Below are 20,448 nucleotides of genomic sequence, written 5' to 3'. Positions count from 1 at the left end.
GGCTACAACTTTGCGTACCTTGATGAGCAGACCAAACGCATGATCCGCCGCGCAATTCTGAAAGCGGTAGCGATCCCCGGTTACCAGGTACCGTTTGGCGGACGAGAAATGCCGATGCCCTACGGATGGGGAACCGGCGGCATTCAACTTACCGCCAGCGTGATTGGCGAGCCGGACGTGCTGAAGGTGATTGACCAGGGTGCGGACGACACCACCAACGCCGTATCGATTCGTAATTTCTTCAAACGTGTGACCGGAGTGAATACCACTGAGCGTACGGAAGATGCAACGCTGATCCAGACCCGCCACCGCATCCCGGAAACGCCGCTAACAGAAGATCAGATAATCATCTTCCAGGTACCGATCCCCGAGCCGCTGCGCTTTATCGAACCGCGCGAAACGGAAACCCGCACCATGCACGCGCTGGAAGAGTACGGCATCATGCAGGTGAAACTGTATGAAGATATCGCCCGCTTCGGTCATATCGCCACCACTTACGCCTACCCGGTAAAGGTCAACGACCGCTACGTCATGGACCCGTCGCCAATCCCGAAATTCGACAACCCGAAGATGGACATGATGCCGGCCCTGCAACTGTTTGGCGCAGGCCGCGAAAAGCGCATCTATGCCGTGCCACCTTACACCCGCGTGGAAAGCCTCGATTTCGACGATCACCCGTTTACCGTGCAGAGCTGGGATGAGCCTTGTGCCATCTGCGGCTCAACCCACAGCTATCTTGATGAAGTGGTGCTCGATGACACCGGCAAACGCATGTTTGTCTGCTCCGACACCGACTACTGCCGCCAACAGAGCGAGGCCCTCAGCCAATGACGCAACCGCTGCTTTCAGTCAATAACCTGACCCATCTCTACGCGCCGGGCAAAGGCTTCAGCGATGTCTCTTTTGACCTGTGGCCTGGCGAAGTGCTGGGTATCGTCGGCGAGTCCGGTTCTGGCAAAACCACGCTGCTGAAATCGATCTCTTCACGGCTGACGCCGCAGAGCGGTGAGATCTTATATCAGAACCGTTCGCTGTACGGCATGAACGAGGCCGACCGTCGCCGTCTGCTGCGCACCGAATGGGGCGTAGTGCATCAGCATCCGCTGGATGGCCTGCGCCGTCAGGTCTCCGCCGGCGGCAATATCGGCGAACGCCTGATGGCCACCGGCGCGCGTCACTACGGCGACATCCGCGCCACCGCGCAGCGCTGGCTGGAGGAGGTGGAGATCCCTGCCTCGCGTATCGACGACCTGCCAACCACCTTTTCCGGCGGTATGCAGCAGCGCCTGCAGATCGCCCGCAACCTCGTCACCCATCCCAAACTGGTGTTTATGGACGAACCCACCGGCGGGCTGGACGTTTCGGTACAGGCCAAACTGCTGGACCTGCTGCGCGGCCTGGTGGTGGAACTGGATCTGGCGGTGGTGATTGTCACCCACGATCTGGGTGTGGCGCGTCTGCTGGCAGACCGTTTGCTGGTGATGAAACAGGGTCAGGTGGTGGAAAGTGGGTTAACCGACCGCGTGCTCGACGACCCGCACCATCCGTACACCCAGTTGCTGGTGTCGTCCGTTTTGCAGAACTAAGAGGCTCAAATGATCCGCGTTGAAAACGTCAGTAAAACTTTTGTGCTGCATCAGCAAAACGGCGTGCGTCTGCCGGTGCTGCAAAACGCCACTCTGGAAGTGAAAAGCGGCGAATGCGTGGTGCTGCACGGTCACTCCGGCAGCGGAAAATCCACGCTGCTGCGCTCGCTGTACGCCAACTACCTGCCGGATGAAGGACACATCCACATTCTTCACAGCGATGAATGGGTGGATCTGGTGCAGGCTCCGGCGCGCAAAGTGCTGGAAGTTCGCCGTTCAACCATCGGTTGGGTAAGCCAGTTTCTGCGCGTGATCCCAAGGGTTTCCGCGCTGGATGTGGTGATGCAACCGCTGCTGGATCTGGGCGTCCCCCGTGAGGCGTGCGCCGCCAAAGCGGCCAATCTTCTTACCCGCCTGAACGTACCAGAACGACTGTGGCATCTCGCGCCGTCGACCTTTTCCGGTGGCGAACAACAGCGCGTCAACATCGCCCGCGGGTTTATCGTCGATTACCCAATTTTGCTGCTCGATGAACCCACCGCCTCGCTGGACGCCAAAAATAGCGCCGCAGTCGTCGCATTGATTGAAGAAGCGAAAGCGCGCGGCGCGGCAATTGTCGGCATTTTTCACGATCAAACCGTGCGCGACCGCGTAGCGGATCGTCTGCATCTGATGGGAACAACAGCATGATTATCAATAATGTAAAGCTGGTACTGGAAGATGACGTGGTGCAAGGATCGCTGGAAATCGAGGGCGGGATTATCCGCGCCTTTGCTGAAAGTCCGAGCAGCCTACCTGAGGCGCTGGACGGCGAAGGCGGCTGGCTGCTGCCAGGGCTTATCGAGCTGCATACCGACAATCTCGACAAATTTTTTACCCCGCGCCCGAAGGTAGACTGGCCTGCCCACTCGGCAATGAGCAGCCACGACGCGCTAATGGTCGCCAGCGGCATTACCACCGTGCTGGACGCAGTGGCGATTGGCGATGTGCGCGACGGTGGTGACCGTCTGGAAAATCTGGAGAAGATGATCAACGCGGTGGAAGAGACGCAAAAGCGTGGGGTCAATCGCGCCGAGCACCGTCTGCATCTGCGCTGCGAGCTGCCGCATCACACTACCCTGCCGCTGTTTGAAAAACTGGTCGGTCGTGAGCCGGTGACGCTGGTGTCGCTGATGGACCATTCCCCCGGCCAGCGTCAGTTTGCCAATCGAGAGAAGTACCGCGAGTATTATCAGGGCAAGTATTCGCTCACCGACGAGCAGATGGCCCGTTATGAAGAAGAACAGTTAGCGCTGGCTGCGCGTTGGTCACAGCCCAACCGCACGGCGATTGCCCAGATGTGCCGTGATCGCCAGATTGCGCTGGCGAGCCATGATGACGCCACCCACGATCATGTCCTTGAATCGCATCAACTTGGCAGCGTGATCGCCGAATTTCCCACAACTTTCGAAGCCGCCGATGCCTCACGCCAGCATGGCATGAACGTGCTGATGGGCGCACCTAACATCGTGCGCGGCGGTTCTCACTCCGGCAACGTGGCGGCACATAGGCTGGCTGAGCTGGGGCTGCTGGATATTCTCTCCTCCGACTACTACCCCGCCAGCCTGCTCGATGCGGCATTTCGCGTAGCGGATGACGACGCTAACCGCTTTACGCTGCCGCAGGCTATTCGTCTGGTGACCCGCAATCCGGCGCGGGCATTAAATCTTGACGATCGCGGCGTTATTGCCGAAGGGAAACGCGCGGATCTGGTGCTGGCACACCGCAAAGGCGGCAACATCCATATCGACCACGTCTGGCGTCAGGGCAAAAGGGTATTCTGACTATGGGTAAACTGATCTGGCTGATGGGACCATCCGGCTCCGGTAAGGACAGTCTGCTGGCAGAACTTCGCCAGCAGGAACCTGCACAACTACTGGTGGCACATCGTTACATCACCCGCGCCGCCAACGCCGGGAATGAAAATCATATTGCGCTAAGCGAACCAGAGTTTTTTACCCGCGCCGGGCAGAACCTGCTGGCGCTGAGCTGGCATGCCAACGGTTTGTACTATGGCGTCGGCGTGGAGATAGACCTCTGGCTGCACGCTGGTTTTGATGTGGTGGTCAACGGCTCGCGTGCGCATCTGCCCCAGGCGCAGGCCCGTTATGGCGCTTCTTTGCTTCCCATTTGCTTACAGGTTTCTCCGGCAATTCTCCGCCAGCGCCTGCAGGCTCGTGGGCGGGAGAGCGAAACGGAAATCGCCGCCCGTCTTGAACGCGCAGCCCGCTACGCCCCGTATGACTGCCACGTCCTGAATAACGATGGTAGTTTGCTACAGTCTGTCGATACACTGCTCGCACTGATGGGACGCAAGGAGAAGAAACATGTCTGTCTGTGAATTACGCCGCGCCACGCTCTACGATACCGATGCGGTTTACGCGCTCATCTGCGAGTTGAAGCAGGGTCAATTTGACCTGCAGGCTTTTAGCGCTGGTTACGCCGCTAATCTGCAGGATCCAAATATGCACTACCAGCTGGCGCTGCTCGACGGACAGGTCATCGGATTGATCGGCCTGCATTTGCAGTTTCATCTGCACCACGCTAACTGGATTGGTGAGATTCAGGAACTGGTAGTGATGCCACAGGCACGAGGGCTAAGCGTTGGCAGCCAGCTGCTGGCCTGGGCCGAAGCCACTGCGCGCGAAGCGGGGGCGGAAATGACCGAGCTTTCCACCAGCACGCAGCGTCTTGACGCGCACCGTTTTTACCAGCGCGAAGGCTATACCATGAGCCATTTTCGCTTCACCAAACCGTTGTAGGGGGAGCCATGAGTCTGACCATTACGCTGACGGGAACGGGCGGCGCGCAGCTGGTCCCCGCATTTGGCTGCGACTGTGCGGCCTGCCAACGAGCACGCTTACAGGCGCAATATCGTCGACGCCCCTGCAGTGGCGTGGTCAAATTCAACGACGCGGTGACGCTGCTGGATGCAGGGATCCCGCATCTGATGGACGACTGGCCGGCAGGCAGTTTCCAGCAGTTCCTGCTCACTCATTACCATATGGATCATGTACAGGGACTGTTTCCGCTGCGCTGGGGGGTGGGAAAAACGATCCCGGTGTACGGCCCACCGGATGAACAGGGCTGCGACGATCTGTTTAAGCATCCCGGCATTCTTGATTTTAGCCAGACCGTCGCGCCGTTTGTGGTGTTCGATTTACAGGGATTGCAGGTGACCCCTTTACCGCTCAACCACTCTAAGCTGACGTTTGGCTATCTGCTGGAGACCGCGCACAGCCGCGTGGCGTGGCTCTCTGATACCGCCGGACTGCCCGACAAAACGCTGAAGTTTCTGCACAATAACCAACCGCAGGTGATTATCATCGACTGCAGCCACGCCCCGCGTAGCGAGCCACCGCGCAATCACTGTGATTTAAATACCGTTATCGCGTTGAACGACGTTATCCGCTGTCCACGGGTGATCCTGACGCATATCAGCCATCAGTTCGACCTGTGGATGATGGAAAACCAGCTTCCCGCAGGGTTTGAGGCAGGATATGACGGAATGGAGATTATGCTGGAGTAAGGAAATTTGCCGGATGCGATGAAAACATCTTATCCGGCCGACAAGACGATAGTCAGGCGACTTTTTTAGACTCTCTATTTCGCTGAGCGATAAAATCTTTAACCGAAACAATGCGGTTCAGTTCTTCTTGCGCCCGCATGTCATTTTCAACTTCCCACAGGTCAACCGCCGCCTGTAAGTTACGCCAGAAATCAACGGAAGTATCGAACGCTTTGGCCAAACGAAACGCCATATCCGTTGTTAATTTGCGATTATTGTTGACCAGTGCGCTCACCGTATTGCGATGAACATGCAGTATTTCAGCCAGATCGTTAATTTTCAGTTCGAGCGGCTCCAGGTATTCATATTGCAGGATATCACCCACAGTCGTTGGTTTTCTGGTTGCCTGTTTCATATCGTTACCTTAGATTTTCTCTAGTTCTAGTAGATGTGTGGATCTAAGTACACATCTTCGGCCTTACCGTTAACCCATTTAAATATTAATCGGAACTGCTTGTTTACTCTGATTGAAGAATATTCCTGTAATTTTCCGGTTAACTCTTCATATCTGTTACCGGATGGCGAGCGCAAATCCCGATGCGAAACAGCCGCATTAATGATATCCAGCTTTCTGGCTAATGCAGTATGAATATCCGCTGGTATTTTTCTGTGCGATGTCGCCCGCTCAAAAAAATCTTCAAGCCATGTATCCCGAAAGCTCCTGATATTTAATGATTTAGACATTCCATTGCCGGCTCCTTTTCCATAAGCATAGAGAGATTATAATGCATACATGCACTGTGCTCAAGTGCGTGTATTGACATAAAATGGCGAGATGTTGAGCTGACAGCTAAATCCCTTACAGGGGATAAAATATTCTTACATTTAGATAGTTACAGTTAACGATCGTAATCTTCTTCCATTCTGCGTTCTTCGTCTTCTAACTGACGCCGTTCTTGATCAAGCTGGCGCTGACGGTCATCCAGTTGTCGACGTCGGTCTTCAAACTGGCGTCGCCTGTCATCATACTGCCTGCGCCGATCGTCACTCATCTGGCGTTCCCAGCCATTGTCGCGGGCGTCGTCGTAATCCCGCCCGTTATCGGGTTTGTATGCGTCGTTAATCGCCTGCTGAATATTGCCGATGGCTTCATCGATAATATCGGCCTGCGCCGAAACGGTGGTCACCATTAGCAGACTGAAAAGAAAGAATGTCAGGGAGCGTTGCATCAAACCCGCCTCATCAAGAAACACACCCCACGGTAATCAAAGCGTATTTGCGCGGGTAGCGGAGGAATCTCAATTACGTGCGAGTCGCAGCGCCTGCGCCAGTTCTCCTCGGGTAAACGGTTTACGCAATAGCGCCACATCCGGCAGCGCCGGGTTATGCGCCGGACGTAAATCCTGACCGCTAATCAGCAGAATGGTTAGCTGGGGGTAGTGCTTCAGCGCATGGTTGACGACATCCACCCCACTTAACCCTCCAGGCAGCATTAAGTCGCTGATAAAAATATCAATCTCGGAGGAAGCCGCCAGCATATGCAGCGCCTGCTCGCCGTTGGCGGCCTCCAGCGTCAGATAGCCCAGCAGATGCAACTGTTCACACAACGTCTGGCGCACGTCGGCCTCATCTTCGAGCACCAGTACCAGCTTTTCACCGCTGTTCGCCGCATGTTCCGCTATCGGTTCTGCCTGAATCTGTACCGGCACAACGGCACGGGGAAGCTGTAACCGGACCGTGGTTCCCTGCCCGGGGGCGCTTTCAATCTCCACCCGACCACCGGATTGACGCACAAAGCCGTACACCATCGATAATCCCAGACCGCTGCCGCTGCCGGTCTGTTTGGTGGTGAAAAATGGCTCGAAGACCTGCGCTTTCACTTCCTGCGACATCCCACTTCCCTGGTCGGCTACCTCCAGCATCACCATGTCCTGCTTACGCCCATCGCTGCGCGTAACCCGCTGATTCCAGGTACGGATTTTAATCGTGCCCGTCTGCCCGTCCATGGCGTCACGGGCGTTCATCACCAGATTGATAATGGCGTTTTCCAGTTGGCTGACGTCAATCCACGCGGGCCAGGCCGGAGACTGGGCTTCAATTTCCAGCGTCAGCGTGGCGGGTAGCGAATGACGCATCAACTCTCCCAGATTCTCCAGCAGCGTTTTCAGCTCTACCGCGTGCGGATGCAAAGACTGTTTGCGCGAAAAAGCCAGCAGCCGCTGGGTCAACAGCGCACCACGTTCAGCCGCTTTAAGCGCCCGATTGACCCGTGGCGCGTCGGGAGAATCCGGATCCACCAGATCCAGACTGCCGATAATCACCGCCAGCAGGTTATTAAAATCATGCGCTAATCCGCCCGTCAGCTGTCCTACCGCCTTCAGTTTCTGACTGTGCAGCAGCGCTTCCTCCAGTCCCTGACGCTCGGTGCGATCGATTTCCATCTGGCTGGTTTTTTCTTTCAGCAGCCGGGTGGTGTGTTCGAGCGACGCCGTATTGCGGGCAAAGACGCTAAAGGCACGCGCCAGCTCGCCCAGCTCATCGCGCCGTTGCAGGGCCGGGACGCTGACGTCTGATTCCCCATGCGCCAGCCGGGTCATCGCCCGCGAAATGGCTGTCAGGTTGGAACCGAGATTGCGGTAGATATACCACCCGGCAAAACCGGTGATCACCACCGCCAGCAGCGCAAACGCCAAAATAAACAACGCGCCGGATTGCAGTTCCCGATGACTTTGCGCCACCCGCTGTTCGGAGATAATCGCCACCTGCGAGACATACTGGTTGATATCACTGTTGAGGATCGCCACCAACGCTTTGATGTGGAACATATACCAGCTGATCGCCAGATCGCTTTGTTCCAGTGCCGACGAAAGCGGCTCCAGCTTATGCAGTTCCTGGTTGAAATCGTTGAGGATGTTGCTAATCAGGAGGTTGCTGGTTTGCAGAGGCAGCGCGGGCATCACCTCGTCCAGTTGTTTGATCACCGAACGCGGCGTGGGGGTTTCAATGGCAGCCACAATTAAGCGGTCTATTTGTCCCAGCAGCACGTCATCCTGCGCGCCGGTCAGCTTTTGCAGGTGACGCAAATAACTTTGATTCTGATACAGCGAACTGAGCAGCGCGTTACGTTCCAGGTGCCGCCGCTGACCGCGCTGCAACATACCTTCCACGCTGCTTTGTAGCTCCTGGCTGCGCTGGATAATTCGCTCGACCAGCACCGGCTCCTGCTGCGCCAGCGGCGCGGTAGCCAGTTGTTCAAGCGACTGCTTCAGCGCCCGCTGCGTCTCCTGCAGCCGCTCCGCTTCCCCTTTGTATTCCAGCGCCCCGACTACCTGCGACAGCCGCACCGCCGCTGTCGCGACGTTTGCCGTATCACGCGCCAGATTCATGCTGCCGGTCATATCGTCAACGGTTTGCTGCTGCACCTGCTCCTGGATCTGGCTGGCATGCTGAAATCCCAGCACCGCCACACCGCTCACCATCAACGTGACCGCCACCACCAGCAGATTAAAGAACAGTAATCGTCCACGCGCACTGGCGAAAAAGTGACGTCCCGGTTGCGGCATATCACGCTCCGTGAAGAAAAATCGCAATATGACAAATATGAACGGCTTCTGACATTTTGCATTTACATTCCTGTGATGGACTGCTGATATCGGCCACCCCACAGGAGATCCGCCATGAGCAGGACACCGGTTCTGGAGATGCGCAACATTGCCAAAGCGTTTGGCAAATTTTACGCGCTGAAAGGGGTCGACTTAACGGTCTGGCCGGGCGAGATTCATGCCCTGATGGGCGAGAACGGTGCGGGGAAAAGCACCCTGATGAAGATCCTCGCGGGCGCCTATACCGCCACCAGCGGGGAGATCCTGATTGACGGTCAGCCGTTTCACATTCGTGGGCCAAAGGATGCGCTGAGCGCAGGCATCACGCTGATTTACCAGGAGATGCAGCTCGCGCCAAACCTGACGGTAGCGGAAAATATCTTTCTTGGCAGCGAGCTGTCGCGCGGCGGTCTGGTCCAGCGTAAAGAGATGATCATGCAGTCACAGAAGGTTATCGACCGACTCGGCGCCCAGTTTAAGGCCAGCGACCGGGTAATGACGCTGACCATCGCCGAACAGCAGCAGGTAGAAATCGCCCGCGCCCTGCACCGTAACAGCCGCATTCTGGTGATGGATGAACCCACCGCCGCCCTCTCCTCACGTGAAACCCACCGCCTGTTTGAACTGATCATGCGCCTGCGCGATGAGGGGATGGCGATTATCTACATCAGCCACCGCATGGCGGAAGTGTACGAACTCTCCGATCGCGTCAGCGTCCTGCGCGACGGGCAATACGTCGGCAGCCTGACTCGCGACAAACTCAACGCCCCGGAGCTGGTGCGCATGATGGTGGGCCGTCCGTTAAGCGATCTGTTCAACAAAGAGCGCGATATTCCTTTGGGTAAAGCGCGCCTTAACGTCCACCACCTGACCGACGGCAATAAAGTCCAGCCGTGCAGCTTACTGGTGCGCTCCGGTGAGATTGTCGGCCTTGCGGGCTTAGTCGGCGCCGGGCGTTCTGAACTGGCGCAGCTGATTTTTGGCGTGCGTAAAGCCATCGGCGGCATGATTGAAGTGGACGGAGAACCGGTGGTGATCCACTCCCCACGCGAAGCAATTGACCACGGCATTGGCTTTCTGACGGAAAACCGCAAAGAGCAGGGATTATTTTTAGAGCTGGCAGCGGCAGAGAACATCACCATGGCGACGCTGGAGCGCGACGCCACCTGGGGCATGCTCGATCGCAAAAAGGCGCAGGCGATTTCCGATGACGCCATCAAATTGCTCAACATCCGCGTGCCGCATGCACAGGTCCGCGCAGGCGGCTTGTCCGGCGGCAACCAGCAAAAGCTGCTGATTTCGCGCTGGGTGGCGATCGGCCCACGCATTTTGATCCTCGATGAACCCACGCGCGGCGTGGACGTCGGCGCCAAAAGCGAGATCTACCGGATCATGAACGATATGGCGCGCAAAGGCGTGGCGATCCTAATGATCTCCAGCGAACTACCGGAAGTGGTCGGGATGAGCGATCGCGTGTACGTCATGCGCGAAGGCAGCATTGCCGGCGAGCTGGACGGGAAAAGCATTACCCAGGAAAACATTATGACGCTGGCAACCGGCGTGAACGACTCCCATCATCAGGCGGTGCCCCATGAATAATCCAACCACTCCCCAGCAGGTGGCGAAATCCGCCTCCGCAAAAAAAATGCTGATGAGCGATCTGATGCAAACGGTCGGTATCTTACCGATTCTCATCCTGATAGTGGCGGTGTTTGGCTTTATCGCGCCAAACTTTTTTACTGAGAGCAACCTGCTGAATATTACACGCCAGGCGTCGATCAACATCGTGCTGGCCGCTGGCATGACCTTCATTATTTTAACCGGCGGTATCGATCTTTCGGTTGGCTCCATTCTCGGCACCACTGCCGTTGCGGCCATGGTCGTTTCTCTTATTCCTGAGTTTGCCATGCTATCTATTCCGGCGGCGCTAATGCTCGGCATGGTACTGGGGTTGTTTAACGGGGCGCTGGTCGCTTTTGCCGGGCTGCCGCCGTTTATCGTCACGCTTGGAACCTATACCGCGCTGCGCGGCGCGGCCTATCTGTTGGCCGATGGCACCACGGTGATTAACTCCAACATCAGCTTTGAGTGGATCGGCAACAACTATCTCGGTCCGGTTCCGTGGCTGGTAGTGATTGCGCTGGCGGTGGTGGTGGTGTGCTGGTTCATTCTTAGGCGCACCACACTCGGCGTTCATATCTATGCGGTTGGCGGCAATATGCAGGCCGCGCGCCTAACCGGGATCAAAGTGTGGCTGGTGCTGCTGTTCGTCTACGGCATGAGTGGTTTGCTCTCGGGTCTTGGCGGGGTGATGAGCGCCTCGCGGTTATACAGCGCCAACGGCAACTTAGGCATGGGTTACGAACTGGACGCCATCGCAGCGGTGATCCTCGGCGGCACCAGCTTTGTTGGCGGGATCGGCACCATTACTGGCACGCTGGTGGGGGCGCTGATTATCGCCACGCTCAATAACGGCATGACGCTGATGGGCGTCTCCTATTTCTGGCAATTGGTGATCAAAGGGGCGGTGATCATCATAGCGGTGCTGATCGACAAATACCGTACCCGACACCATCAAAGTGCATAGACAAGCTTACAGGCCTACTCATGCGTAGGTCTGATAAGCGCAGCGCCATCAGGCGTATAACAACAATACCCTACGTGAGGAAACGAGTATGCGTTTGAAGCCATTAGTGACCGCGCTCTGTGCTGGCGCCCTGCTTGCTGCAGCTCCGTTTGTGCAGGCAAAAGAACTGAAATCGATCGGCGTTACGGTGGGCGATCTGGCCAACCCGTTCTTCGTGCAAATTACCAAAGGCGCGGAGCTGGAAGCACGCAAACTGGCAGGTGATAGCGTTAAAGTGACGCTGGTTTCCAGCGGCTACGATCTGGGGCAACAGGTGTCGCAAATCGACAACTTTATTGCCGCCAAAGTCGACATGATTATCCTTAACGCCGCCGACTCCAAAGGCATCGGCCCGGCGGTTAAACGCGCGAAAGACGCCGGGATCGTGGTGGTTGCCGTTGACGTGGCGGCGGAAGGCGCAGACGCGACTATTACTTCCGATAACACTCAGGCAGGTGAAATGGCCTGTAAATACATTACCGACCGTCTGAAAGGCAAGGGCAACGTCGTCATTATCAACGGGCCGCCGGTATCTGCCGTCCAGAACCGTGTGGAAGGCTGCCAGACCGAATTTAAACGCCACCCGGACATCAAGGTGCTGTCGCATAACCAAAACGCCAAAGGCAGTCGCGAAGGCGGGCTGGAGATCATGACCGCGTTGCTGGCGGCCAATCCGAAGATCGATGGCGTATTCGCCATTAACGATCCCACGGCGATCGGTGCCGATCTGGCGGCAAAACAGGCGCAGCGTAGCGAATTCTTTATTGTCGGCGTAGATGGATCCCCAGACGGTGAAGAAGCGCTGAAGCGCGAAAACTCACTATTTGTGGCGACTCCGGCACAAGATCCGCAGGTGATGGCTGCCAAAGCGGTTGAAATCGGCTATGACATATTGCAGGGGAAACCCGCCCCGAAAGAACCCGTGCTGATCCCAGTGACGATGATCGATAAAAACAACGTCGGCAGTTATAAGGGTTGGACGGTTAAATAAATCCTGAACCGACTGATGCTCTCCTGCCACAAAGAGAGTCAAAGAAGCAAGAGCGCCCGTCAGGGCGCTTATCTCATAAATACTGAGAGTAATAAATATCCATTTTCTCCTCTATATTATGACTCAGTATAAAAGAAAAAATCATAACCGCCGTGTAAATAACCGGAATACCAATAACTAAAGGTGTAAACGTATACCAGGGGTGACTTTGGAACAGTTCCAGTGGTACGAGACTTACAAATCCCATACACCATAAAATAATGGCGCACAATTTTATTATTCTCCAATAATCATCGAAATCCAGCTTATCAAGTGCCGGACAAGATCCTGGATATTTAGCAGCTATTATGCCGGATTGAATAGTGTCTGCAGATGTACTGGCGAATAACTGATGGCCTTGACCATATTTTGCAGCATCCGCAGCCAACGCCAATACAACCCAGCGCTGAACCTCTGTGCTTTGCCCAGTGACGGCCTCCAGTTCATATCGACTATCGGCCAGAATACTCGTTTTTGCGTTTTCTATTCCACTAAACAATACGAATTTTGACTGCTTATCCAGTGAGTTGAACCATAGTTTTTTAATCTTACTAACATCCACTTGCTGTGCAGAAAGATATGTACTTACGATTTCATCAAGATAGTAAGGGGTACTGTCCATCATGCGTAATAAATATAAAGGTGTGTCTTTATCTTCAAGCAGTTTCGTACTGGTGAAAATAAAAGCATTAGCACTTTCGAAGAAATCATAATTATTTTCATTATGCAATTCAACTGCAATAACAAGGCTATTTTCAGACATATTTAAATCAACCCAATCATTTATTAAAAAATAATCAGGACATTCGTAAAGAATATTAATTTTTCCGACCTTATCGTTGGGGATGCCCAGACTTGCCAGTACCGCCTTAAAACTATTGCCGATAGTGTCATCCGCTCCCTTAACATACATCCAGGTATTAAAAGGCCGATAATCCCTGACAAGAGAATCTTTGAGGGGCTCTATCAACTGCCTTAGCACTTTATCAACTCTGGTGTCATCCATTGAGTCAACTTCAATATCAATTCGTAACGGCGTTGCAGAACCTGCTGGCGCTTCACCCTCTAGTTTCTGAATTTTTAATGCCAGTTCAGGTACCGGGAGAATGGATGAATAGTCTAAAAGAGGCAATGCCCGTATTGCCCAGTTTTTCCACCTATTCATACCATACAGCTCAAGATAACCCGCATAGTAACATGGAAAATATATAACACCGTAAATGATTACCACCACACACCAGATTGCTAACACTATTAGCGACGGGATACCTATTGCATTCCATATCAGATCATCAGGAACCTTCTTGTCCTGCAACCAGCTGAATATATTGTACGTTATAAAAAACAGAAATATAGCACAGCTAATGATCAGCACAATATTAAGCGGGAATTGTTCTGGCTCCTGATACGGATTCTTGTTTGGTCTCTTCCATTTATTCATTTGCTTATCCCCGCCGTTGGCAGTGTGGTTTTTATTGCACAACCGCATGCAGCCCTACACCCATCCACAACAACGCCTCTACCGTCCATTGTCCAGGTTGGTTCAAAATCAAGTATGGGAAAGGTCCCTTTATGCGCAATACAAAAAACAGTATCCCCCATTAAAGCAACAGGGATTCTCATAAACTTGCTACCAGAAGCTTTGTTCACATATCCACCGTTTTCCAGCGGGTCATTTAGTCTGATTACACCTTTCATATTATTTCCCCGCATTCAGGTCGCAGTGCATCCGGGTCCAACCTTTATAGCCCACCACTTCTGGTTCTTTGTCCGGCAGATTTTGATAGTTAGCCTTATAACCCTCCGTTAAATGGGCTAAGGATGCTTTCATAAACACCACCGTTCCCCAGGCGCGCCCAGGAGATTCAGGCCTCATATGGGCGCTCACATACTCGCCACTGGACTTATGCTTGCCTGGTCTGTAGAGATAATACGTGTCATCAAAGTATTGATAATCTATACCCGGACCACCCGGCTTTAAACGCGGGTCGTCAAATGGGTATGAACTCATATATAAATGATTCTGCGCCGTGGTAATAAACGCCTGGTTATTGACCACCACCACTCTTTTTATTTCTTTTCCTTCAGGATAGTCACGCATAACCCCATCGGAGTTTCTCTCCAGCGCCCGGGAAGAGGCCATATAGGTTACCACCTGCCATGTTTGCCCGTAGTCTTTAGAGATCAGATAAGCCGTTGGCTCCCAGTTTGGAATGAATATATATCTATCGGAAGGGTGAATATAGGTTCCGGAGAAAATCCTGAAGGAAGCAAATCTGCCATCAATCAACTCTTTATGGATATTTTTTGTAATATCATGATACCAAAGCGCTCCCTCACAATTATAGCCTTTTAATTCCAGATATCGGTTATCATCATAGCGATAAATAATCTGTGAGGGTGTTCTTTTTGTACAGGCAGCGATAGCACATAGCGAAATAGTTCCGATCATTATTTTTAACGCACTTCCCTTATTCATAATTTATCCTTAAACGTTAAGCGGTTTGGGCATATCCCATTGCAGATTATTTCCCTGCATCCATATCGCAGTACATCCGGGTCCAGCCCTTATAGCCCACCACTTCTGGTTCTTTGTCCGGCAGGTTTTGATAGTTGGCCTTATATCCCTCCGTTAAATGGGCCAGGGATGCTTTCATAAACACCACCGTTCCCCAGGCAGCACCTGGCGATTCAGGTCTCATATGGCCGTTCACATACTCGCCACTGGATTTATGCTTGCCTGGTCTGTAGAGATAATACGTGTCATCAAAGTATTGATAATCTATACCCGGACCACCCGGCTTTAAGCGCGGGTCGTCAAAAGGGTATGAGCTCAGATATAAATGTCCTTGTGCAGTGGAAATAAATGCCTGATTATTAACCACCACCACTCTTTTTATTTCTTTTCCTTCAGGTCTATCTACCATATTCCCATCAGAATTTTTCTCTTGCCCCTGAGATGGGGACATATACGTTGCGACCTGCCACGTTTGTCCATAGTCTTTAGATATTGTATATGCACCGGGTTCCCATTCAGGAATAAAGATGTATTTATCCGATGGATGGATATATATCCCAGAGAATATCCTGAAGGAAGCAAATACTCCATCATATATCTCTTTATGAATATTTTTTTTACCATCGTGATACCAAAGTGCTCCCTCACAATAATAGCCTTTTAACTCCAGATAACGATTATCGTCATAACGATAAATAACCTGTGAGGGCGTTTTTTTTGTACATCCAGAGATAACACATAGTGAAATTGCTACGACGATTACGCTTACCACATTTCCCATTATCATAACTCATCCTTAAACGTTAAGTATTTTGGGCATATCCCATTGCAGATTGGGTGTCTCGGTATTATATATTTCATTATGTCTGGCAGGTTTAACCGTTGTTGAATGGCAATATTCGTTAACCACGCCAAACGTTCCTGTCGGTAAAATATCATCTGGTTTATTCATATATATTTTTGTTTTCCTGTCGTTTAGCTCTCCTGATTTATAATATTCAACTGCTTCCTGAAGACCGTTACGCTTCATACGCCAGTCCCCGCGCAGGAGTAGCTCGGTCCAGAATTCTCCGCAGCGGTGATCAAATGCTCTGCATATTCCCACCGCCAGATCGAAAGGCATCGCTTTCGCGGGGGCATCTTTCGACATAACAATAGAGGAATGCTGGCTGTAACCAACCTGCTCTGATTGCATCCATTCTTTTTGCAGCTCATCCGGCGTTTTTTCATAAATCAACTGAACGGTCTTATTGTATCCCCCGCCCAGAACAACGCCTTTGGTATAAGGCTTGCCATATTTTTTGGCGAACATCGTAAGTTCAGTGGGCGTTAATTCCTGGCCCGGCTGTAAATAATCGAAACCTGCGCCGCTGAGATTTTTGAAATCTGTCTCAGTGCGCGCAATAACCGTGGCTTTTGCAGAAAATGAGATGTCCTGATCGGGTGAACCCGGCGCTATCGAATATTTATACTGACTTCCCGCGCCCTGTAACTGATGCCTGAAGGTAACGGGGAGCTGCTCGCCGTTAACAACCACATCCGCAAACGTATATTGTCTGGTTGCCAGCGTATCCTGATCAAAACAATCCTTTTCTAACGCCGGCATTTCAAAAGGGACGCTCAGCGGGCTGCCGCCTATTTCCGGACCATTTTCACAGAAAACCCGCTGGCGCAGATTGTCTATTCCGCTGGCAATGTTATGGGGGACTCCCCGCCAGCCCAACCCCTGCACGTTAAGTAATGAAACCACACTGTCATTGGGGCAAAAATAGTTATATACCTTGCCAAAGTTATTACGCGTATAGAGTTTATTCTGCCGCCACTGTGAATTGGTTTTACTCAGGCACAGCGCGCCTTCTAATTCATCAATCTCGGCCTGCGTGTGATATTCCCCCTTGCCGTATCTGGCGTTGGTCGCCATCAACTGGCAGAAATTGCGGAACGTCTGCTGTCGGGCGCGATCCGTCTGGTGATGTCCAGGTGTGACACTTTCAGCAGCCGTTTTTTCCAGTGCATAGGGAGAATGGTTAAGTATCACACAATCGGCAGGATCGGCACCTGCTGCTTTTACCAGCATATTGGCCAGCATGGTGATTATCGTTCCCTGGGAGTGCGCAATGATATTAATGGGATCGAATTTTGTTGCCGGTTCTCTTCGAATCATCAGGATTAAATCGGCCAGCCGCTGCGCGGCAAAAAACTGATAAATTCGGTGCGGGTTATCATAAATAGGGTGCGTAAAATCCCCGCCATTCAGATGAAATGAAGCAAATCCTGCCGTAGCGTTCGCAGGGCCGCCGGAGCCAGGGCCTAGCATATCCGGAATAGTGGTTGTCGCATTGGCAAAGGTCCCCCCGCCTTTGGCGTACACATCGTCCAGCACGTTGCCGAAATTATCATTCTGAAATTTCAACGTGGTTTGAGGAATGTGTCCTAACTTTGCCAGCGTTGCGTTGTCATCTTCCTGGTAGGCGTTATAAGGCAGCTTTGCGGCGTCTCCTGATTTAGCCCGCTCATCGCGGTAACGCCGCTGATCGTCAATATACGTTGTATGGTCAACAGGTTTATATCCCCAGTAAAATGGGATCACCGGGCTGCGCCCGGGCATTTTCACCTGCTGCTGCTCGCCATCCCCCATATCCATTTTGTACTGATGCCACTCATGCGGATACATATCCGTGCGGCCCATACGTTCATTCAGGCCAGCAATGATCCCCTGCTCCTGATTTTGATACGCCTCGCCAACATCGTTGACGCCATGAACAAGGATCACAATGCAGGGCATAGGATTTTTAACCGCCACTTCGCAGACGGCCATTTTTCCGCCGGTGGATTTAGGCACGCCTTGTACACCTGTCGCCACCACTCGCGGATTAAAGGGACTGTTACTCATTTGGCAAAATCTCCATTTTCATTTCATCCATTTCCGTCATATCCAGTAACGGCGTCATGCCTTCATCGTCGGTAACACCTTCAATGATTTCACCGGAGGACTTAGTCAGTCTGAATTTTGTCTTTTTCAGAACATCGTCCGTATTTCCATAACCATGTAATTTAATGCGGCGGTGAAACTGGTCTTCCTGAAAAACGGGGGATTTATCTTTAACGGATTCCGGCCCGCTCCAGTCAAGGGTGGTGCCTTTGAGCTGCACTTTGGCGGGAGAGAATATTTTTACTGAGCCATCTTCATTTATTCGAATACCGCCCCCTCCACACAGCAACTGAATATTCTTTTTGGCGCTGATGGTTACGTTGCCGTTCATACTTTGAATATGAAAATGCTTATCAGAAAGCAGACCCATTTCGCCACGCTGCGCCTGGACGGAAATATCATCTTTTGCGGCGATAATTTTGATTCCGATCGCTCTGCTGAAAAGCGATAAACCCTGCCCGACGGCCATGGAGAGTTTCTTAAAAACGTTAAAACTGCCGTTATTGGCCGCGTTCAGCGACAGATCTTTGTTTGCCGACAGCGCCATGGTTTCCGGTGTGAGCAGAGCCATACCTTTATCGGCATAGGCCACCAGCCCCGAGCGGGTGAGCTGTTGAAGCGCGGCGTTAAGCTGCTGCTGTTGATCCATTTCAACGTTTAACGCTTGCGCCGTCAGGGCGCTTTGCTGAAGAGAAGTTGCCAGCACAAGGGCAGCCTGTAGCTGTTGAACGACTGCGTTCATGTCGAGCTGCTGACCCTGGGCTTTTGGCTGCGCCTCTGTCGTCAGCAATATTCCCTTTGCGGCCCTCAAAACTGCCCGATCATCGGTGCGCAGTTCTGCGCCTTCACCGCGCGGCTTACCACCCGCATCAACAAGATGGCCCATGTTTAGCTGGGTTTTAGCGTACTCGGTACTCAGCTTGACGTGTTCCTGCCCACGTCGGTCTTCCATCCGTAGCTTATTGAAACCCGCAGTGCGGATGACGTTGCGGGTATTGTTGCGGCTGGTGACGGGGTCCGGCTTTGGTGCATGATGCAGGGCATGAGCAATGAAAGGTCTTTCCGGATCGCCACCTTCAAACGCAATGGCGACCTCCGCACCCTGAATGAGTGGAAAGTGATGACCATAAGTATCGCCGGCATAAACTCGCGCCAGACGAACGGGCATACTTTCATAGCCTTGCCTATGCTGGTCGAGGTCAAAATCAAACTTCACCCAATAGCGCCCCTGCAGATCGATGTGGGCATATTGGTCATTGTCTATTGGTGATGAAACGATTGCGGGAACAGTACCGGCGATACGTGGCCGGGGTAATGGCTGCGGTCGAAAGCAAACGCGCTCATTGTAAGGAATACCGAACAGTTGGGATTGCAGGGCTGCATCACGCCTGCCCGTCACTCGCATTGCCGTTACCACAAAGCCCGAAGTGAACGCCTGCGGAATGGTACCGTCGATGTTAAGCACCATACCTGGCACGATCGACGGACTGGTGGTCACGCCGCTTAAAACGGACTGATTATTAAGAATAATTTCGTGATGCAGTTTGGCGTAGAACCAGCTTGATTCGCCCGGTTGTTCCTCCGCAAATTTCGATCCCGGCTGGTGATGAATATCCGCATAACGATAATCCATTCCATACGTCGTCGACGTCTGTTCAGCTTCCTCGGCATCAGCATTGAGTACTAGCGAATTGGCAAGCCGGTAGTCAAAGTTCTTTGCTTTAACGGCTGCGGAAACAACGTTGTGCTTTGATACCAGCTTATCGATCGCGTAATCATTTGCTGTCAGACCCGCATGAGATGCATGCATAATCTTTTGATCGAAGATGTACCGGCTTTGTGAATCACTGAAGATAAGCACCATAATGTGCGGAACGGCATGATGATTTTCAATTCTGAACCAGATCCCAACTTCTGACAGGATGCGGCTGATAAACGCTAAATCTGATTCCTCCCACTGGACGATCATTTCCCGGTTAGGATACATACAAACAAGATTATCAAAGTCGATTTCATAATCGGCAAAAGCATGTTCTTTGAGGAGCTGCGTGACCAAATTCGGCACATTTATGTTCAGGTAAATAGCCGATCGCTTGCGTTGAGAGAGTAATGCAAGCTTATGCTCCAGCCTGATTTCGTACAGTGATTCATCCGCTGATGTGCTAATAAGCGAAAATGACGTAATGACGCCTTCAATTTGTCGTTCATATAGCCACATCTCAGAACCCTGAATATATTTATTCCAGTTATGATTAGGTGCTCTGATTTTCAGCGAGCCTTCAATATTTAGAAGTAAATCAGGAGGGATGCTTTTTAGTTTTGATGTGAATGTAATTTTATAACTGTATGGTTTACTTAAGTTTTCATAACCTTCAATTGTTTCAACATCAAGCACCCCTAACTTACCCTCGCCCCTTACGGAGAATAAATACTTATTTATACTCTCCTCTGAAACTATACCTTCCAGATTATAGAACCCTGAACCTTTTTTCATTATCGCATCCCTTACCAAAAGAAAGTAATACATAAGAAATAAAGTCCAGCCAGCATATCAATAATAACTAAAAAAGGTTATTTTTTACTGAAAAAAATATGAAAAGTGAATTA

20 protein-coding genes are annotated in these 20,448 nt (G+C 52.2%); 10 read left to right on the top strand and 10 right to left on the bottom strand.

What is annotated here, in order from left to right; genetic code table 11:
• Positions 1–39 precede the first annotated feature (39 nt).
• Genes phnJ through phnP form a run of 7 tightly spaced genes read left to right on the top strand, consistent with a single transcriptional unit; the run spans position 40 to position 5,154 of the window.
• Complete coding sequence (phnJ, locus tag AL515_RS03395; protein ID WP_232034721.1) at positions 40–831, top strand: alpha-D-ribose 1-methylphosphonate 5-phosphate C-P-lyase PhnJ; 792 nt, start codon at positions 40–42, stop codon at positions 829–831.
• Entirely contained in the window at positions 828–1,586 is a 759-nt protein-coding gene (gene phnK, locus AL515_RS03390; protein ID WP_003844769.1) for a phosphonate C-P lyase system protein PhnK, read from the top strand. The genes phnJ and phnK overlap by 4 nt, the downstream gene beginning before the upstream one ends.
• A 9-nt stretch (positions 1,587–1,595) precedes the next feature.
• A complete protein-coding gene (phnL, locus tag AL515_RS03385) occupies positions 1,596–2,276 on the top strand; it encodes a phosphonate C-P lyase system protein PhnL (protein ID WP_061067049.1) in 681 nt (226 codons plus the stop codon).
• Positions 2,273–3,409, top strand: a complete 1,137-nt coding sequence (phnM, locus tag AL515_RS03380) for an alpha-D-ribose 1-methylphosphonate 5-triphosphate diphosphatase (RefSeq protein ID WP_105242139.1) — start codon at positions 2,273–2,275, stop codon at positions 3,407–3,409. Before phnL ends, phnM begins: the two co-directional genes overlap by 4 nt.
• Before the next feature lie 2 nt (positions 3,410–3,411).
• Complete coding sequence (gene phnN / locus AL515_RS03375) at positions 3,412–3,966, top strand: ribose 1,5-bisphosphokinase (RefSeq protein WP_061067048.1); 555 nt, start codon at positions 3,412–3,414, stop codon at positions 3,964–3,966.
• Positions 3,953–4,387 carry an aminoalkylphosphonate N-acetyltransferase gene (phnO, locus tag AL515_RS03370; protein ID WP_061067047.1) on the top strand — a complete coding sequence of 145 codons (435 nt, stop codon included), beginning with the start codon at positions 3,953–3,955 and terminating at the stop codon, positions 4,385–4,387. Before phnN ends, phnO begins: the two co-directional genes overlap by 14 nt.
• 8 nt (positions 4,388–4,395) lie before the next feature.
• A complete protein-coding gene (gene phnP / locus AL515_RS03365; RefSeq protein WP_061067046.1) occupies positions 4,396–5,154 on the top strand; it encodes a phosphonate metabolism protein PhnP in 759 nt (252 codons plus the stop codon).
• 52 nt (positions 5,155–5,206) lie between these two features.
• On the opposite strand, the gene AL515_RS03360 is transcribed toward phnP, so the two are convergent.
• From AL515_RS03360 to AL515_RS03345, 4 genes are all read right to left on the bottom strand, one after another.
• Complete coding sequence (locus tag AL515_RS03360; RefSeq protein WP_061067045.1) at positions 5,207–5,548, bottom strand: HigA family addiction module antitoxin; 342 nt, start codon at positions 5,546–5,548, stop codon at positions 5,207–5,209.
• Positions 5,549–5,574: 26 nt separating this feature from the next.
• Positions 5,575–5,877, bottom strand: a complete 303-nt coding sequence (locus AL515_RS03355; RefSeq protein WP_061067044.1) for a type II toxin-antitoxin system RelE/ParE family toxin — start codon at positions 5,875–5,877, stop codon at positions 5,575–5,577.
• 155 nt (positions 5,878–6,032) lie between these two features.
• Positions 6,033–6,362, bottom strand: a complete 330-nt coding sequence (gene yjdP, locus AL515_RS03350) for a DDRRRQL repeat protein YjdP (protein WP_048213892.1) — start codon at positions 6,360–6,362, stop codon at positions 6,033–6,035.
• A 69-nt stretch (positions 6,363–6,431) separates the two neighbouring features.
• Positions 6,432–8,696 (bottom strand): hybrid sensor histidine kinase/response regulator, encoded by a 2,265-nt coding sequence (locus AL515_RS03345; protein WP_061067043.1) that lies wholly within the window; start codon positions 8,694–8,696, stop codon positions 6,432–6,434.
• 114 nt (positions 8,697–8,810) lie between these two features.
• On the opposite strand from AL515_RS03345, the gene AL515_RS03335 reads away from it, so the two are divergent.
• The 3 genes from AL515_RS03335 (at position 8,811) to AL515_RS03325 (ending at position 12,352) form a co-directional block, all read left to right on the top strand.
• The gene (locus AL515_RS03335; RefSeq protein WP_061067042.1) at positions 8,811–10,334 is read left to right on the top strand and encodes a sugar ABC transporter ATP-binding protein; all 1,524 of its coding nucleotides are present in this window, start codon (positions 8,811–8,813) and stop codon (positions 10,332–10,334) included.
• A complete protein-coding gene (locus AL515_RS03330) occupies positions 10,327–11,322 on the top strand; it encodes an ABC transporter permease subunit (RefSeq protein ID WP_005132548.1) in 996 nt (331 codons plus the stop codon). The genes AL515_RS03335 and AL515_RS03330 overlap by 8 nt, the downstream gene beginning before the upstream one ends.
• Positions 11,323–11,410: 88 nt before the next feature.
• Positions 11,411–12,352, top strand: coding sequence for an ABC transporter substrate-binding protein (locus AL515_RS03325; protein WP_003826688.1), 942 nt, complete (start codon positions 11,411–11,413; stop codon positions 12,350–12,352).
• Between the two features lie 73 nt (positions 12,353–12,425).
• On the opposite strand, the gene AL515_RS03320 is transcribed toward AL515_RS03325, so the two are convergent.
• From AL515_RS03320 to AL515_RS03295, 6 genes are read right to left on the bottom strand one after another with little or no spacing between them, the layout of a single operon-like run.
• Positions 12,426–13,832, bottom strand: a complete 1,407-nt coding sequence (locus AL515_RS03320) for a hypothetical protein (protein ID WP_061067041.1) — start codon at positions 13,830–13,832, stop codon at positions 12,426–12,428.
• Positions 13,829–14,089, bottom strand: a complete 261-nt coding sequence (locus AL515_RS03315) for a PAAR domain-containing protein (RefSeq protein ID WP_061067040.1) — start codon at positions 14,087–14,089, stop codon at positions 13,829–13,831. The genes AL515_RS03320 and AL515_RS03315 overlap by 4 nt, the downstream gene beginning before the upstream one ends.
• Before the next feature lies 1 nt (position 14,090).
• A complete protein-coding gene (locus AL515_RS03310) occupies positions 14,091–14,870 on the bottom strand; it encodes a T6SS immunity protein Tli3 family protein (RefSeq protein ID WP_061067039.1) in 780 nt (259 codons plus the stop codon).
• Positions 14,871–14,916: 46 nt separating this feature from the next.
• The gene (locus AL515_RS03305) at positions 14,917–15,696 is read right to left on the bottom strand and encodes a T6SS immunity protein Tli3 family protein (protein ID WP_003031795.1); all 780 of its coding nucleotides are present in this window, start codon (positions 15,694–15,696) and stop codon (positions 14,917–14,919) included.
• Positions 15,697–15,705: 9 nt separating this feature from the next.
• The gene (locus AL515_RS03300; protein ID WP_105242138.1) at positions 15,706–17,802 is read right to left on the bottom strand and encodes a T6SS effector phospholipase Tle3 domain-containing protein; all 2,097 of its coding nucleotides are present in this window, start codon (positions 17,800–17,802) and stop codon (positions 15,706–15,708) included.
• Positions 17,795–20,335 (bottom strand): type VI secretion system Vgr family protein, encoded by a 2,541-nt coding sequence (locus AL515_RS03295; RefSeq protein ID WP_061067038.1) that lies wholly within the window; start codon positions 20,333–20,335, stop codon positions 17,795–17,797. Before AL515_RS03295 ends, AL515_RS03300 begins: the two co-directional genes overlap by 8 nt.
• Positions 20,336–20,448 lie beyond the last annotated feature (113 nt).

Origin of the sequence: Citrobacter sp. FDAARGOS_156 (assembly GCF_001559235.2) — a bacterium.
Classification (GTDB): Bacteria; Pseudomonadota; Gammaproteobacteria; order Enterobacterales; family Enterobacteriaceae; genus Citrobacter; species Citrobacter youngae.
The sequence above is the reverse complement of the archived record's forward strand: the minus strand, read 5'-3'. Positions and strand labels throughout refer to the sequence as shown.

What these genes read in the sequence shown, in the direction of transcription:
- AL515_RS03335 (WP_061067042.1), top strand. Translation starts at nt 8,811, where the DNA reads ATGAGCAGGACACCGGTTCTGGAGATGCGCAACATTGCCAAAGCGTTT.
- AL515_RS03355 (WP_061067044.1), bottom strand. Translation starts at nt 5,877, where the DNA reads ATGTCTAAATCATTAAATATCAGGAGCTTTCGGGATACATGGCTTGAA.
- phnN (WP_061067048.1), top strand. Translation starts at nt 3,412, where the DNA reads ATGGGTAAACTGATCTGGCTGATGGGACCATCCGGCTCCGGTAAGGAC.
- phnK (WP_003844769.1), top strand. Translation starts at nt 828, where the DNA reads ATGACGCAACCGCTGCTTTCAGTCAATAACCTGACCCATCTCTACGCG.
- AL515_RS03315 (WP_061067040.1), bottom strand. Translation starts at nt 14,089, where the DNA reads ATGAAAGGTGTAATCAGACTAAATGACCCGCTGGAAAACGGTGGATAT.
- AL515_RS03325 (WP_003826688.1), top strand. Translation starts at nt 11,411, where the DNA reads ATGCGTTTGAAGCCATTAGTGACCGCGCTCTGTGCTGGCGCCCTGCTT.
- phnJ (WP_232034721.1), top strand. Translation starts at nt 40, where the DNA reads ATGATCCGCCGCGCAATTCTGAAAGCGGTAGCGATCCCCGGTTACCAG.
- AL515_RS03320 (WP_061067041.1), bottom strand. Translation starts at nt 13,832, where the DNA reads ATGAATAAATGGAAGAGACCAAACAAGAATCCGTATCAGGAGCCAGAA.
- AL515_RS03300 (WP_105242138.1), bottom strand. Translation starts at nt 17,802, where the DNA reads ATGAGTAACAGTCCCTTTAATCCGCGAGTGGTGGCGACAGGTGTACAA.
- AL515_RS03360 (WP_061067045.1), bottom strand. Translation starts at nt 5,548, where the DNA reads ATGAAACAGGCAACCAGAAAACCAACGACTGTGGGTGATATCCTGCAA.
- AL515_RS03310 (WP_061067039.1), bottom strand. Translation starts at nt 14,870, where the DNA reads ATGAATAAGGGAAGTGCGTTAAAAATAATGATCGGAACTATTTCGCTA.
- AL515_RS03295 (WP_061067038.1), bottom strand. Translation starts at nt 20,335, where the DNA reads ATGAAAAAAGGTTCAGGGTTCTATAATCTGGAAGGTATAGTTTCAGAG.
- AL515_RS03330 (WP_005132548.1), top strand. Translation starts at nt 10,327, where the DNA reads ATGAATAATCCAACCACTCCCCAGCAGGTGGCGAAATCCGCCTCCGCA.
- phnP (WP_061067046.1), top strand. Translation starts at nt 4,396, where the DNA reads ATGAGTCTGACCATTACGCTGACGGGAACGGGCGGCGCGCAGCTGGTC.
- phnL (WP_061067049.1), top strand. Translation starts at nt 1,596, where the DNA reads ATGATCCGCGTTGAAAACGTCAGTAAAACTTTTGTGCTGCATCAGCAA.
- phnM (WP_105242139.1), top strand. Translation starts at nt 2,273, where the DNA reads ATGATTATCAATAATGTAAAGCTGGTACTGGAAGATGACGTGGTGCAA.
- AL515_RS03345 (WP_061067043.1), bottom strand. Translation starts at nt 8,696, where the DNA reads ATGCCGCAACCGGGACGTCACTTTTTCGCCAGTGCGCGTGGACGATTA.
- AL515_RS03305 (WP_003031795.1), bottom strand. Translation starts at nt 15,696, where the DNA reads ATGATAATGGGAAATGTGGTAAGCGTAATCGTCGTAGCAATTTCACTA.
- phnO (WP_061067047.1), top strand. Translation starts at nt 3,953, where the DNA reads ATGTCTGTCTGTGAATTACGCCGCGCCACGCTCTACGATACCGATGCG.
- yjdP (WP_048213892.1), bottom strand. Translation starts at nt 6,362, where the DNA reads ATGCAACGCTCCCTGACATTCTTTCTTTTCAGTCTGCTAATGGTGACC.